Origin of the sequence: Actinoplanes octamycinicus (assembly GCF_014205225.1) — a bacterium.
Classification (GTDB): domain Bacteria; phylum Actinomycetota; class Actinomycetes; order Mycobacteriales; family Micromonosporaceae; genus Actinoplanes; species Actinoplanes octamycinicus.
Genome location: NZ_JACHNB010000001.1, coordinates 1773375 through 1787243, shown reverse-complemented (window position 1 = coordinate 1787243; position 13869 = coordinate 1773375). Strand labels below are relative to the sequence as shown.

Genomic DNA, 13869 nt, shown 5'->3' with positions numbered 1-13869 from the left:
AGCGAACGGAACGTGACGCTGGCGACACCTAGATAAGCAGGTGATTTAGTCGGACCCGGTCTCTAGGCTCGGGAGCCATGCTGCTTCGGATGTCCACCCTGCTGCTCAAGACCCTGCGTGAGGAGCCGGCGGACGCGGAGGTGCCGAGCCATCGGCTCCTGGTGCGCGCCGGATTCGTCCGCCGCGCCGCCCCGGGCGGCTACACCTGGCTGCCGCTCGGCAAGCTGGTGCTGGACCGGGTCACCGCGATCGTCCGGGACGAGATGCTCGCCGCCGGGGGCCAGGAGGTCTCCTTCCCGGCCCTGCTGCCGCGCGAGCCCTATCAGGTCAGCGGCCGCTGGACGGAGTACGGCGAGGACATCTTCACCCTGCGCGACCGCCGGGACGCCGAGTACCTGCTGGCCCCCACCCACGAGGAGATGTTCACCCTGCTCGTGCAGGACCTGACCAGCTCCTATCGCGACTTCCCGGTGCTGCTCTTCCAGGTGCAGACCAAGTTCCGCGACGAGGCCCGGCCGCGCGGCGGCCTGCTGCGCGGCCGCGAGTTCCTGATGAAGGACGCTTACTCCTTCGACCTGGACGACGAGGGACTGCGCTTTTCGTACGGCGTGATGCGCGCCACCTATCAACGCGTCTTCGAGCGCCTCGGCCTGAATCACACGGTCGTCTCGGCCGTCTCCGGCGCGATGGGCGGCTCCGCGTCCGAGGAGTTCCTGGCCACCGCCGAGGTCGGCGAGGACACCTTCGTCGGCTGCACCACCTGTGACTACGCGGCCAACACCGAGGCCGTGGTGACCCCGGCGCCGCCCGCCCGGGAGGCCACCGCGCCCCCGCTCGCCGTGCACGACACCCCGGACACCCCGACCATCGCCGCGCTGGTCGCCCTGGCCAACGAGCGACAGCTCGGCGGCCGGGCCGACTGGACCGCCGCCGACACCCTGAAGAACGTGGTGGTCACCGTGCACCACCCGGGCGGCGCGGACGAGGTGGTGGCGATCGGCCTGCCCGGCGACCGCGAGGTCGACCTGAAACGGCTGAACGCCGTGCTGGCCCCGGCCACCGCCACCCTCTTCGACGACTTCGCATCCCGCCCCGACCTGGTGAAGGGCTACCTCGGTCCGCAGGGCCTCGAGCTGCGCTACCTGGCCGATCCCCGGGTCGCGGCCGGCACCGCCTGGCTGACCGGGGCGAACCAGGCCGGCAAGCACGCCACCGACGTGGTGGCCGGCCGCGACTTCACCCCGGACGGCACGATCGAGGCGGCCGAGGTGCGGGCCGGCGACCCCTGCCCGGCCTGCGCCGGCGGCACGCTGACCCTCCGGCGCGGCATCGAGATCGGGCACATCTTCCAGCTCGGCCGGCGGTACACCGACGCCTTCCGGGTGGACGTGCTGGGCGCCGACGGCAAGCCGGTCCGGCCGACCATGGGGTGTTACGGCATCGGGGTGTCCCGGGCGGTCGCCGCGATCGCTGAGCAGCACCACGACGAGCGGGGGCTGTGCTGGCCGGCCGCGGTCGCACCGGCCGACGTGCACATCGTCGCCGCCGGACGGGACGGTCAGGTGGAGGCGGCGCTGACCCTGGGCGGCACGCTGGCCCGGGCCGGGTTCCGGGTCCTGGTCGACGACCGGCCGAGCGTGTCGGCCGGGGTGAAATTCACCGACGCCGAGCTGATCGGGATCCCGCGGACCGTGGTGATCGGGCGGCGGCTGGCCGAGGGCTGTGCCGAGGTCCGGGATCGCCGCACCGGCGAGCGAAACGACGTGCCCCTTGTGGACGTTGCCGGGGCGATCGCGGGAAAACTGGGATAGGGACATCAGCTTGAGACCCTCAGCGGCGGGAGGCGGCGGTATGGCCAGACTGGTGGCGGACGCGATGACCCGGCGGGTGGTCTACCTGCCGGAGGACACGGCTCTGGACGAGGCCGCGCAGGCGATGCGCGACCAGGGCATCGGCGATGTGGTGGTGACGCACGGCCCGACGATGGCCGGCATCGTCACCGACCGGGACATCGTGGTGCGGGCGATCGCTGAGGGCCGCCCGCCGGCCACCACCACCCTGGGCGACATCGCCACCCGCGAGCTGATCATGATCGAGCAGACCGCCACCGTCGAGGAGGCGGTCCAGGCGATGCGTTCCCGGGCCGTCCGCCGCCTCTTGGTCTGCGACGCCGACCGCCAGGCGGTGGGTCTCCTGAGCCTCAGCGACATAGCCCTGGTGACCACCTCCGCCGCCGCCTGACCCCCGTCCGCGAGGCCGTCTGGCCCGCGCCCGCACCGCCCCGTGATCCCTGCCCGCGTCACCTGGCTCCCGCTCGCGGGGCTGCCTGACCCGCGACCGCGCCACCTGGCTTTCGCTCCCGGGACGGCCCGCCCCCCCCCCGCTCGCGAGGCTGCCTGACCCCTGCCCGCGCGGCCGCCGGACCCCGCGCCCGCGCCACCCGGCTCCCGCTCCTGGGACGACCTGGCTCCCGCTCCCGGGACGACCTGGCTCCCGCTCCCGGGACGGCCCGGCTCCCGCTCCCGGGACGGCCCGGCTCCCGCTCCCGGGACGGCCCGGCTCCCGCTCCCGGGACGGCCCGGCTCCCGCTCCCGGGACGGCCCGGCTCCCGCTCCCGGGACGGCCCGGCTCCCGCTTGCGGGGCCGCGGCCGCGTGAGCCGATGGCCGCGCCACGGCCTGCTCTGCTGGGCGCGGAGCCGGGCGGTCGGAGAACGGCGCTAAGTTGGTCTTCGTGACCGACATGCCGCCGAAGCTGGCCGAGATCGTCGAGGACTTCGCCTCCGCGCCCCGCGAGGTGGTCCTGGAGATGCTGCTGGAGTTCTCCGACGCGGTGCCACCGCTCCCCGCCGACCTGGCCGGGCACGACGGCATGGAGCAGGTGCCGGAGTGTCAGACCGCGTTCTTCCTCAAGGCCGAGGTCCGCCCGGACGCCACCGTGACCACCTGGTTCGACTGCCCGCCGGAGGCACCCACCACCCGGGCCTTCGCCGGCATCCTGGCCGAGGGTCTGGCCGGCGCGTCCGCGACCGAGATCCTGGCCGTGCCGGACGACCTCTACGCCCGGATGGGCTTGGCACAGGCAATCAGCCCGCTACGAGTCCGTGGCGGCACCGCGATCCTGGCCCGCCTCAAGCGCCAGATCGCCGACCAGTTGAACTGACGCCGCCCGCTCCCGCCGTTCGCGCCACGAGCGGTTCGGCTCCGACAGACCGACCGCACGACCATCCCGAGCGGGCAGCCGCCTTCGACACACCCGAACTGGCCGACCCTCGCATTTCCCCCGAACCCGGCCCCTACCCGAGTTCACGAACCGCCCCCCCTGAACGGAGAACCGTGGATATCCAAGTCTGGTCCGACGTCATCTGCCCGTGGTGCTACATCGGCAAGCGGCGCCTCGAGAAGGCGCTGGCCGAGTTCGGCGGAGACGTCACGGTCACCTACCGGGCATACCAGCTGGACGCCTCCCCGGTGCCCCAGCCGCTGCCGATCAAGAAGGTGATGGCCGAGAAGTTCGGCGGAGCGGAGCGAGCCGAGCAGATGTTCGCGCACGTCGCCGGCATCGGCACCAGTGAGGGGCTGACCCTCGACTTCGACCGGGCGATCGCGGCCAACACGTTCGCCGCCCACCGCCTGATCGCCTGGGCGGCCGGGCAGGACCGTCAGGCCGACATGCTGGACGCCCTGCAGCGGGCCCACTTCACCGACGGCGTGGACATCGGCTCGCTGCCCGCCCTCGCCGAGGTGGCCGGTTCCATCGGCCTGGACCCCGCAGCCGCCCTCGCCTACCTGGAGTCTGAGGCCGGCACCGGTGCCGTTCAGGCCGACATCACCGAAGCTCGCGAGCTGGACATCACCAGCGTCCCCACCTTCGTGATCGACGGGAAGTACGCCGTCCAGGGCGCCCAGGAGGCATCGTCCCTGATCGCCGCGTTCGAAGAGATCGCCCGCCGCGAAGCTGTCGACGCCGGTCTATGACGTTTCACGTGGAACCGTATCGACGTCAATCGACATAGACGCCGATCGCCCCGCTGGGCGGTGTCAGTCACCAAGCAGCACGACGGCCAGAGATCAGCCGATCTCTGGCCGTCGTGCTTCGCGGAATCAGCGCGCCACCACTGCGGCACGACAACCCGAAGCGTTCCGCAGGGTCAGCCGATCTCCTTGGCCAACCCCTCGATCACCTGAGCTCCGGGCAGCGCCCCCAAGGCCGGGCCGGCCACCGCGATCTTGCTGTGCCGGACCCCGGACCCGACGATCACATGCGGGGTGGCGATCACCCGCGAATCCACCAGGATCGGCCAGTCGGCGGGCAGACCGATCGGCGTGATCCCGCCATATTCCATTCCGGTCAGCGACACCGCTTCGTCCATCGGAGCAAAACTACATTTGCGTACGTCGAGGTGCCGCCGAACCACTCCGTTCACGTCGGCCCGAGTGGTGGCCAGAACGATGCAGGCGGCGTACTTGGTCACCTCGCCCCGGCGCCCCGCCACGATCACACAGTTGGCGGACTCGGCCAGGCTCACCCCGTAGGCCTCACAGAACGCCGCCGTATCGGCCAGACTCCCGTCGATCGGCGCCACCAGCACCTGGTCGACGTCGATCGGCGCCTCCTCCGGCCACACCGCGAGCGCCTTGGCCACCGGCGGAGCGAGCAGGTCGGGTCGAGACTGGGCAGGTTCGGTCTGCAGGCTTCCCATCACGCCCGCCATCATCACCCCAAAACCAGCCCGACAGCCACCGGACCCACCCCACCGCACGCATCCGCGCTCGCCGCAAGCGGATGGCTGAAGTCGATCACGGCGGTCGATCGCCGGTAGCGACCGGCTAAAAGACGCACCTCGCCATGATTGGCGCAGGCGGCGCTGCCCCGCTCAGCTTCCGCCGGATCATGCCGAATGTCTGAGGATGTGGAGGACGGGTCGGTTCACGAGCACCGCAAGCCCCGCGTCGGCACGGTCAGCGGGCTGGCGTTGATGACGGGTGCCACCGCGATGGCGGCGGTCGGCGGCGGGCATCACTCCGTTTTCGCCACCATCCTGCTCGCCCTGCTGGCTCTCGGGATGGCGCACGCCTTCACCGTGGAGATCCAGCGTCAGGCCCACCGCCGCACCGGCCGCTGGGGCCGCCACGACGTGGTCAACACCGTGCTGCTCGCCGGTTGGGCCCTGGGCGCCCTGACCGTCGCGGTACTGCCCTATCCACCCGCCCCGCTGCGGGTCCTGGGCCTGCTGCTCTCCCTGAGCTACACCGCTGCCTGCGCCTACTTCGTCGCCGAACGCCGTCGCGCCGTCGCCGCCCAGGCCGACTCCCCCGAGCCGTCACTGTCGGAGTCGTTTCGCCTCTGACCCCGGCCGGCCTGATTACGACGCCGAATCATCGCCCGCCGCGGCGCGTCAACACCGGCAGCCCAGCCGGCCATGCCTCACGACGAGGTCGACGCCTGCGACGGAGCCGGCACCTCTGGCGAGTCCGACGACGAGCCCGGCGACGGCAAGGCCGGTGACGGGGCCGGCGCCATCGTCGGCAGCACCACCATCAGCGGGGGCACCGGCACCCCACTGGTCTCGATCGGCAGCTCCGGCACCGGCAGCCAGTCCAGACCGAGCGGCTCCGGCCCGCTCCCGTCGTCCTGCCCCGCCCGTGGCTCGCCGTCCGCCACCGTGACCGCGAAGACCGACGTCATCCCCGACGGATACGGCATCTCCAGCACGTAACGCAGGTCGCTGACCACCAGCCCGGTCTCCTCGAAGACCTCGCGCCGCACCGCCTCCTCGGCCGTCTCGCCGGGCTGCAGCCCACCGCCGGGCAGGGTCCACCACTCGCCGCCACCGGATCGCCGGCTGCGCTCGTGCACCATCAGCACACGGCCGTCCCGCACGATCACAGCGGCGGCCCGTCTTCGTTCGCTCACGAGTACGCAGGCTAACCGTCAGGCACCGCCCGCGCAGGATTCCTTCATTCCTCTGTGGATAACCGACAGCTCCCAGAACGGGCAAATGCGCAGGTACGGTGACCAGCCGGCACCCCGGGACGACCGATGGTGTGACTCGTCACCGCCCTGACGCACCGTCACGTGACACGAAACCGTGAGTCATCGATCGATCAAGTCCTCATAGGATTCCGGCACTGCGGCGAACGAAGCCGCTCGATCGATCCACACCACGGGGGAAGTCTGATGTTCCTGCTCAACCGCAAGGCGCTCGCCGCCGTCGGAGCCATCGCCGCCGCTGTCGCCACGACCGCCCTGTCCGCTGCCCCGGCCCAGGCCGCCGCCACCACGGCCAAGGCCCAGGTCATCGGCCTGCACGACAGCATCGTGACGTTCGTCGCCGGCGCCGGCCAGCGGAACGACCTGGTCATCACGATTTCCGGCAACACCGTCACGCTCAACGACCGGGTCGCGATCAAGCCGGGCAAGGGCTGCAAGGCGGTCAAGGGCGACCGGACCAGGGTCCGCTGCCACACCGCCCGCAAGCCGACCGAGCTGAGCATCCGGCTCGGCGACAAGAACGACAAGGTCGCCAACCGGACCGCCAGCTACATGGACGCCTACGGCGAGGCCGGCAGCGACGTCCTCAGCGGCGGCTCGAACCGGGACCGGCTGATCGGCGGCATCGGCAACGACAAGCTGTCCGGCAACGCCGGCCGCGACACGATCGCCGGCGACGACGGGCACGACTTCGTCAACGGCGGCTCGGGCAGTGACTGGATCAGCACTGGCTTCGGCGACGACACCGTCCTCGGCGGCTCCGGCAACGACACGATCTACGGCGACTACGGCAACGACGAGCTGCACGGCGACTCGGGCGACGACCGGATCTGGGGTGGCGCCGGCCACGACGCGATCGCGGGCGGCGCGGGCGGCGACCGCCTGTACGGCGACGCCGGCAACGACGGCATCGTCGGCGGCGAACTGGACGGCGTCGCCGGGGACCGCGCCGACGTCATCCACGGCGGCGCCGGCGACGACGTCCTGATCGGCCAGGCCGGTAAGGACACGATCGTCGGTGGTCCCGGCAAGGACCGCATCACCCAGTAACCCCAAAAACGGCCGGCAACCCCGGCGACCGGTCACCCCGGTCCGGCACCCCGGCGACCGGTCACCCCGGGTCCGGCAACCTCGCGACCGGTCACCCCGGGGGCTGGCAACCTCGCGACCGGTCACCCCGGGGCTGGTAACCCCGGAAACGACCAGTGCTCCCGGGCGACCAGTGACCCGACCCCGGAAACGACGAAGCGGCCCTCACCCGATGGGTGAGGGCCGCTTCTCTGCCGTGGAGCCCAGGGGACTTGAACCCCTAACCCCCGCCTTGCAAAGGCGGTGCTCTGCCAGTTGAGCTAGGGCCCCGGCTCGCGCCTCAGCGCAGATCAGGAGCCGTGGTGGCCTCGTGCCAGAGCGCCCGCTCGTCACTGGAGGCCTTGACCTTCTTGACCACCAGCGCAGCAGCACCGACCACAGCCGCCACGACCAAAAGCTTCTTCAGCATCAACTACCCCCAACTCTGGGAACGCAGACGCACACACCGTACCGTCAAAGCGCCGGCCGCGCGGAACGCACCACCCGTACCGTCGACAATGCGACGATCACAAGCGCCCGGCCCACCGCAACCACCGAAGCAGTAGCCGCAAGAGCCCGCCACCGCACCGCCGAAGCGGTAACCGCGAGAGACCCACCCACCGCAACCACCGAAGCGGTAACCGCGAGAGACCCGCTCACCGCAACCACCGTAACGCGGGGTTTCCGGGGGCTCGGCCCCCGGAGCAGACAAGACGAGCGACCCCGGTCCGCGCTTTCCGCGGACAGAGATCGCCCTGTCGCTCGTGGGGCTAGATGGAATCGAACCATCGACCTCAGAGTTATCAGCTCTGCGCTCTAACCGACTGAGCTATAGCCCCTCACCTGCGGACAGAACATTACCGCACCGGGTTGCGAGCCACCAAAGCGGGGGGTGGCCCACAACCCGATCACATCGTCAGTCCCGCTCGGCCAGCGTCAGCTCGATGCCGCCGACCAGGTCGGCGCACACGTTGTAGATGAACGCCCCGAGCGTCGCCAGCGCGGTGAACAGCACCACGTTGACCGCGCCGATCAGCATCGACGTCCCGATCACGCCCCAGGCGGTGATCCGGAAGGTGTTCGCGGTGGCGGCCTCGGAGCCACCGCTCGCGTTCACCAGGTCCTTGAGGCTGTCGTTGACCGAGGTCCACACGCCCATCGTGTCCAGCGCCAGGTAGAGCACCGAGGTCGCGACGACCACCACGATGAAGAGCACGATCGAGACCGCGAACGAGAACTTCATCACGGACCACGGGTCGATCCGCTTGAGGTTCAGCCGGGCCCGGCGCGGGCCACGCGCCGCGGCCGAGGAGACCGTGGAGCGGGCCGAGCGGACCGCTTCGGAGACCCGGGCGGCGCCCACCGCCGACGATCCACCCGGACCGGACGACGCCGCGGCCGGCCCACCGGCCGGCGCGGTGCGCTGCTTGGCAGCGCCGGCCGGGGTCGCCGCCGGGGCACTGCCCGCCGGACGCGTCACCGCGCCGCTGACGGTGCCCGGTGCCGCCGCGGGACGCGCCGAGGCGGTCCCGGGCGCGGCGCCCTTGCCTTTCGTCACGATCGGAACGGCCGCCGAGGCCTTGGCCACGGCGGGACCGCCGGGCCGTTTGCCGTCGGCGTCCGATCCGGTAGCGGATGGCTCACCGGGCGGCGGGGCCATGCCCGGCGCCCTGGTGAACTTCGGCGGGGACGGGGCATCGGCGGGGACAGCGGCGCGCCCAGCGGCCTCGCGTCCGTTCGATGCGGCACCGTCCTTCTTCGCCGCATCGTCCGGAGTCGCTGAGGTCCCCTGGCCCCCCGACTTCGCCTGTGTCTCCGGCATCAACTAGTCCTGTTCGTCAGGCTCGTCGGCATTGCGAGCAAGCGCCACGATGGTTACACCTTCAGGGAGGTCCATCAGCTTGACCCCCATTGTGTTCCGATCCCGTGTGCGCCGTACAGGCTTCACGGGAGTCCGGATGACACCACCATTGCTGGTGATGGCAAACAGTTCATCCTCCGGGCTGATCACCAGAGCGCCGACAAGTCCACCACGACGTTCGGTGATCTTCGCGGTGAGCACCCCCTTGCCGCCACGCCCCTGCACCGGATACTCCTCGATCGGAGTGCGTTTGGCATACCCACCGTTGGTGGCGACCAACACATCCATGCCCTCGCGCACGACCTCCATGGCGAGCAGCTCGTCGTTGTCGCCGAAGCGCATCCCGATCACACCGGACGTCGCCCGCCCCATCGGCCGCAGCGCCTCGTCGGTCGCGTTGAAGCGGATCGCCTGGGCGTGCTTCGACACCAGGAGGAGGTCGTCCTCCGGTGCCACGAGCGCCGCGCCCACCAATTCGTCATCCTCCCGCAGGTTGATGGCGATGATGCCACCGCTGCGGTTGGAGTCAAATTCGTCGAGGCGGGTCTTCTTCACGAGACCATTCTTAGTGGCGAGCACAAGGTACGGCGCGACCTGGTAATTCGAGATCTGGATGACCTGCGCGATGTGCTCGTCCGGCTGGAAGGCCAGCAGGTTCGCGACGTGCTGTCCCTTGGCGGTGCGGTTCGCCTCGGGCAGTTCGTAGGCCTTTGCCCGATACACCCGGCCCTTGTTCGTGAAGAACAGCATCCAGTCGTGCGTGGAGATCACGTAGAAGTGCGAGACGATGTCGTCCTGTCGCAGGGTCGCGCCGCTCACGCCCTTGCCGCCACGCTTCTGCGATCGATACATGTCGACCTTGGTGCGCTTGGCATAACCCGTACGTGTGATGGTTACCACAACATCCTCGCGCGCGATGAGGTCCTCCATGGAGACCTCGCCGTCGAACGGGATGATCTGGGTACGCCGATCGTCGCCGAACTTCTGCACGATCTCGCCGAGCTCCTCGGAGATGATCGCCCGCTGCCGCTCGGGTTTCGCCAGGATGTCCTTGAAGTCGGCGATCTCCAGCTCGATTTTCGCCAGCTCGTCGATGATCCGCTGCCGCTCCAGGGCGGCCAGCCGGCGCAGCTGCATGTCGAGGATCGCGGTGGCTTGGATCTCGTCGACGTCGAGCAGCGTCATCAGGCCCTGGCGCGAGTCCTCCACCGTGGGCGAGCGCCGGATCAGGGCGATGACCTCGTCGAGCATGTCCAGCGCCTTGGCCAGACCGCGCAGGATGTGCGCGCGCTCCTCGGCCTTGCGCAGCCGGTACGCGGTCCGCCGTCGGATGACCTCGATCTGGTGCTCGACGTAGTAGCGGATGAACTGCGCCAGGTTCAGCGTCCGCGGCACCCCGTCGACCAGCGCCAGCATGTTGGCGCCGAAGGTCTCCTGCAGCTGGGTGTGCTTGTAGAGGTTGTTCAGCACCACCTTGGCGACGGCGTCGCGCTTGAGCACCAGGATGAGCCGCATGCCGGTCCGGCCGGACGACTCGTCCCGGATGTCGGCGATGCCGGTGAGCTTGCCCTCCTTGACCAGCTCGGCGACCCGCTCGGCGAGGTTGTCCGGGTTCACCTGGTACGGCAGCTCGGTCACCACCAGGCACGGCCGGCCGCGCTGGTCCTCCTCGACCTCGACGACCGCGCGCATCCGGATCGAGCCGCGGCCGGTCCGGTAGGCATCCTGGATCGCCTGCTGGCCGACGATCAGGCCGTAGGTGGGGAAGTCCGGACCCTTGACGATCTCGAGGAGCGCGTCGAGGGTGGTCGCCTCGTCCGCGTCGATGTTGTCCAGGCACCACTGGACGGCGGCCGCGATCTCCCGCAGGTTGTGCGGCGGGATCTTGGTCGCCATCCCGACCGCGATCCCCTCCGAGCCGTTGACCAGCAGGTTCGGGAAGCGGGCCGGCAGGATCGTCGGCTCTTTGGTACGCCCGTCGTAGTTGTCCTGCATGTCGACGGTGTCCTCGTCGATGTCCCGCAGCATCTCCATGGCGAGCGGGGACAGCTTCGACTCGGTGTACCGCATGGCGGCCGGCGGGTCGTTGCCCGGCGAGCCGAAGTTGCCGTTGCCGTCGATCAGCGGGTACCGCAGCGACCAGGGCTGGCCCATCCGGACCAGGGCGTCGTAGATCGACGAGTCACCGTGCGGGTGGTAGTTGCCCATCACGTCGCCGACGACGCGCGCGCACTTCACGTAACCGCGGTCGGGCCGGAAGCCGGCGTCGTACATCGCGTAGAGGATCTTGCGGTGCACCGGCTTCAAGCCGTCACGGACGTCCGGCAGGGCCCGCCCGACGATGACGCTCATCGCGTAGTCGAGGTACGAGCGCTGCATCTCGACCTCGAGACCCACCGGCTCGACGCGCTGGGTCACACCGCCGCCGGATTCCTCCTGGGCAGCGTCGTCGCCGGGGGGTTCGGGAATGTCAGTCACTGTTAACCCTTACTCAAGGTGAAGCCAGACAAATTCGGCCAAAGACCCGCGAATAGCTGTGGATAACACTGTGGAAAGGTGCCCTCATCTGTGGACACGTGACCACGGTGATCAGATGTCGAGGAACCTGACGTCCTTCGCGTTGCGCTGGATGAACGACCGCCGGGCCTCGACGTCCTCACCCATCAGCACGCTGAACAGCTCGTCGGCGACCGCGGCGTCGTCCAGGGTGACCTGGCGCAGGGTCCGCGTCTCCGGGTCCATCGTGGTGTCCCACAGCTCGTGGAAGTTCATCTCGCCGAGACCCTTGAACCGCTGGATGTCATCCGGCTTGGCATTCGGCTTCTTCTGCTGGCGCAGCGCGATCAGCCCGTCCCGCTCCCGGTCGGAGTAGGCGTACTGCGCGTCGTCACCCCGCTTGTTCCACTTGATCTTGTAGAGCGGCGGCGCGGCCAGGTAGACGTGGCCCTGCTCGACCAGCGGCCGCATGAAGCGGAACAGCAGGGTGAGCAGCAGCGTCTGGATGTGCTGGCCGTCGACGTCGGCGTCGGCCATCAGGATGATCTTGTGGTACCGCAGCTTGCCGATGTCGAACTCGTCGTGGATGCCGGTGCCCATCGCGGTGATCAGCGACTGGACCTCGTTGTTCTTCAGCACCCGGTCGATCCGGGCCTTCTCGACATTCAGGATCTTGCCGCGGATCGGCAGGATGGCCTGGTACTTGCTGGACCGACCCTGCTTCGCCGAGCCACCGGCCGAGTCACCCTCGACGATGAACAGCTCGGTCTCGCGCGGGTCGGTGGACTGGCAGTCGGCCAGCTTGCCGGGCATCGAGCCGGACTCCAGCAGCGACTTGCGCCGGGCCAGCTTGCGGGCCTGCTGCGCGGCGATCCGGGCGCGGGCTGCCTGGTCGGCCTTCGTGATGATCAGCTTGGCGTCCGCCGGGTTCCGGTCGAACCAGTCGGCCAGCTGCTCGTTCGCCACCTTCTGCACGAAGCTCTTCATGTCGGTGTTGCCGAGCTTCGTCTTGGTCTGGCCCTCGAACTGCGGCTCGCGCAGGGTCACCGAGATGATCGCGGCGAGACCCTCACGGATGTCCTCACCGGACAGTTTCTGGTCGCCCTTGAGGAACTTCTTCTCGATGCCGTACTTGTTGACGATGGTCGTCAGCGCGGACCGGAAGCCCTCCTCGTGGGTGCCGCCCTCGTGCGTGTTGATCCGGTTGGCGAAGGTGTAGACCGACTCGCCGTAGGACTCGTTCCACTGCATGGCGATCTCGACGCCCATGCCGGCCTCGTTGTCCTCGGCGCCGAACTCGATCACCGTCTTGTGGATCGCGCTCTTGGTCGCGTTCAGGTGCCGGACGAAGTCCGAGATGCCGCCCGCGTACATGAAGGTGACCTTGCGCGGCTCACCGTTCTCGTCGCGGTAGTCGGGTCGCTCGTCGGTGAAGTTGATGGTGAGAGCGCGGTTCAGGAACGCCATCTCCTGGAGCCGGCGGTAGATGGTCTGGAAGTCGAACTCGACCGTCTCGAAGATCGCCGGGTCCGGCCAGAACTGCACGGTCGACCCGGTGTGGTCGGTCTCCTCGCCCTTGACCAGCTCGGTGGGGACGGAGGCGTTGTACTTCTGCCGCCAGACGAAGCCGGACTTGTGGATCTCCACCGCCATCCGGGTGGAGAGCGCGTTCACCACCGAGACACCGACGCCGTGCAGACCACCGGAGACCTTGTAGGCCTGGTTGTCGAACTTGCCACCCGCGTGCAGCACGGTCAGCGCCACCTCGACACCCGGCTTCTTCAGCTTGGGGTGCAGGTCGACCGGGAAACCCCGGCCGTTGTCGGTGACCGAGACACCGCCGTCGGCCAGCAGGACCACGTCGATGGTGTCGCAGTACCCCGCGAGCGCCTCGTCGACGGCGTTGTCCACGACCTCCCAGATCAGGTGGTGCAGACCCCGCTCGCCGGTGGAGCCGATGTACATACCGGGACGCTTGCGAACCGCCTCAAGGCCTTCGAGCACGGTGATCGACTCGGCACCATACTGCTGATTGTTCTCTGCCACCCTCGGCCGCTTTCTCGCACCGGGCCCACCAGGGGCCCCGCACGGGGTTGGCGGGCCACCAGCGGCTGTCGGCGCGCACGGGGCACCGGAGATGACACCGCGGGAAGAGCGGACCACCGGTGGAACCATGCACGCCGGTCGCCGCGGACAGCCCGCGGATAGTGATCGGCTGGAAAAACCGCGTAGCGTGACGAAGGTGGCTGCGCGTAGCAGCTCCAACACCGTCAAGCACAGTTTTCCCGGTCGCCGTCGATTCTACTCCGCCGAAGCGAGTTGGCGAGGGTCCGGCACCCCTTCCGGGTGCCTGAGAGTGCCGTAGCGCGATTGAGCCCGCCTCCCACGTCTCCCCCTACACGGAACAGCCCCTCCGCACAATGGCAACGCTGCGGGCCGGGCGCGCCTGCC

12 protein-coding genes and 2 tRNA genes are annotated in these 13869 nt (G+C 69.4%); 6 read left to right on the top strand and 8 right to left on the bottom strand.

Going from position 1 to position 13869, the window contains the following annotated elements:
- The first annotated feature begins 77 nt into the window (after positions 1 to 77).
- The 4 genes from BJY16_RS08040 (at position 78) to BJY16_RS08025 (ending at position 3976) form a co-directional block, all read left to right on the top strand.
- Positions 78 to 1811 carry a proline--tRNA ligase gene (locus tag BJY16_RS08040; protein ID WP_185038458.1) on the top strand — a complete coding sequence of 578 codons (1734 nt, stop codon included), beginning with the start codon at positions 78 to 80 and terminating at the stop codon, positions 1809 to 1811.
- Between the two features lie 40 nt (positions 1812 to 1851).
- Positions 1852 to 2241 carry a CBS domain-containing protein gene (locus BJY16_RS08035; protein WP_185038457.1) on the top strand — a complete coding sequence of 130 codons (390 nt, stop codon included), beginning with the start codon at positions 1852 to 1854 and terminating at the stop codon, positions 2239 to 2241.
- Positions 2242 to 2732: 491 nt separating this feature from the next.
- Positions 2733 to 3161 carry a SufE family protein gene (locus BJY16_RS08030; RefSeq protein ID WP_185038456.1) on the top strand — a complete coding sequence of 143 codons (429 nt, stop codon included), beginning with the start codon at positions 2733 to 2735 and terminating at the stop codon, positions 3159 to 3161.
- A gap of 173 nt (positions 3162 to 3334) precedes the next feature.
- The gene (locus BJY16_RS08025; protein ID WP_185038455.1) at positions 3335 to 3976 is read left to right on the top strand and encodes a DsbA family oxidoreductase; all 642 of its coding nucleotides are present in this window, start codon (positions 3335 to 3337) and stop codon (positions 3974 to 3976) included.
- A gap of 173 nt (positions 3977 to 4149) precedes the next feature.
- Here BJY16_RS08025 and BJY16_RS08020 read toward each other — a convergent pair whose 3' ends face one another.
- Complete coding sequence (locus tag BJY16_RS08020; RefSeq protein ID WP_185046327.1) at positions 4150 to 4701, bottom strand: YbaK/EbsC family protein; 552 nt, start codon at positions 4699 to 4701, stop codon at positions 4150 to 4152.
- A gap of 198 nt (positions 4702 to 4899) precedes the next feature.
- Between BJY16_RS08020 and BJY16_RS08015 the strand changes: the two genes are divergently transcribed.
- Complete coding sequence (locus BJY16_RS08015) at positions 4900 to 5349, top strand: hypothetical protein (RefSeq protein WP_185038454.1); 450 nt, start codon at positions 4900 to 4902, stop codon at positions 5347 to 5349.
- A 77-nt stretch (positions 5350 to 5426) separates the two neighbouring features.
- Here the strand turns inward: BJY16_RS08015 and BJY16_RS08010 are convergent, their stop codons facing one another.
- Positions 5427 to 5915, bottom strand: a complete 489-nt coding sequence (locus tag BJY16_RS08010; protein ID WP_275408068.1) for an NUDIX domain-containing protein — start codon at positions 5913 to 5915, stop codon at positions 5427 to 5429.
- A 264-nt stretch (positions 5916 to 6179) separates the two neighbouring features.
- On the opposite strand from BJY16_RS08010, the gene BJY16_RS08005 reads away from it, so the two are divergent.
- On the top strand, positions 6180 to 7043 hold the full coding sequence (locus tag BJY16_RS08005) for a calcium-binding protein (RefSeq protein ID WP_185038453.1): 864 nt from the start codon (positions 6180 to 6182) through the stop codon (positions 7041 to 7043).
- 236 nt (positions 7044 to 7279) lie between these two features.
- On the opposite strand, the gene BJY16_RS08000 is transcribed toward BJY16_RS08005, so the two are convergent.
- From BJY16_RS08000 to gyrB, 6 genes are all read right to left on the bottom strand, one after another.
- Positions 7280 to 7352 (bottom strand) — tRNA-Ala (locus BJY16_RS08000).
- Positions 7353 to 7362: 10 nt separating this feature from the next.
- Positions 7363 to 7491, bottom strand: coding sequence for a DLW-39 family protein (locus BJY16_RS46385; RefSeq protein ID WP_221501918.1), 129 nt, complete (start codon positions 7489 to 7491; stop codon positions 7363 to 7365).
- Positions 7492 to 7826: 335 nt separating this feature from the next.
- Positions 7827 to 7900: transfer RNA gene (locus BJY16_RS07995), tRNA-Ile, on the bottom strand.
- A gap of 77 nt (positions 7901 to 7977) precedes the next feature.
- Positions 7978 to 8883 carry a DUF3566 domain-containing protein gene (locus BJY16_RS07990; RefSeq protein WP_185038452.1) on the bottom strand — a complete coding sequence of 302 codons (906 nt, stop codon included), beginning with the start codon at positions 8881 to 8883 and terminating at the stop codon, positions 7978 to 7980.
- Positions 8884 to 8886: 3 nt separating this feature from the next.
- The gene (gene gyrA, locus BJY16_RS07985) at positions 8887 to 11400 is read right to left on the bottom strand and encodes a DNA gyrase subunit A (protein WP_185038451.1); all 2514 of its coding nucleotides are present in this window, start codon (positions 11398 to 11400) and stop codon (positions 8887 to 8889) included.
- Positions 11401 to 11511: 111 nt separating this feature from the next.
- Positions 11512 to 13464 carry a DNA topoisomerase (ATP-hydrolyzing) subunit B gene (gene gyrB / locus BJY16_RS07980; RefSeq protein ID WP_185038450.1) on the bottom strand — a complete coding sequence of 651 codons (1953 nt, stop codon included), beginning with the start codon at positions 13462 to 13464 and terminating at the stop codon, positions 11512 to 11514.
- Positions 13465 to 13869: the final 405 nt, after the last annotated feature.

Excerpts from the sequence above, each read along its gene's own strand:
- BJY16_RS08040 (WP_185038458.1), top strand. The coding sequence starts at position 78 with ATGCTGCTTCGGATGTCCACCCTGCTGCTCAAGACCCTGCGTGAGGAG.
- BJY16_RS08035 (WP_185038457.1), top strand. The coding sequence starts at position 1,852 with ATGGCCAGACTGGTGGCGGACGCGATGACCCGGCGGGTGGTCTACCTG.
- BJY16_RS08020 (WP_185046327.1), bottom strand. The coding sequence starts at position 4,701 with ATGGGAAGCCTGCAGACCGAACCTGCCCAGTCTCGACCCGACCTGCTC.
- BJY16_RS08015 (WP_185038454.1), top strand. The coding sequence starts at position 4,900 with ATGTCTGAGGATGTGGAGGACGGGTCGGTTCACGAGCACCGCAAGCCC.
- BJY16_RS08005 (WP_185038453.1), top strand. The coding sequence starts at position 6,180 with ATGTTCCTGCTCAACCGCAAGGCGCTCGCCGCCGTCGGAGCCATCGCC.
- BJY16_RS46385 (WP_221501918.1), bottom strand. The coding sequence starts at position 7,491 with ATGCTGAAGAAGCTTTTGGTCGTGGCGGCTGTGGTCGGTGCTGCTGCG.
- BJY16_RS07990 (WP_185038452.1), bottom strand. The coding sequence starts at position 8,883 with ATGCCGGAGACACAGGCGAAGTCGGGGGGCCAGGGGACCTCAGCGACT.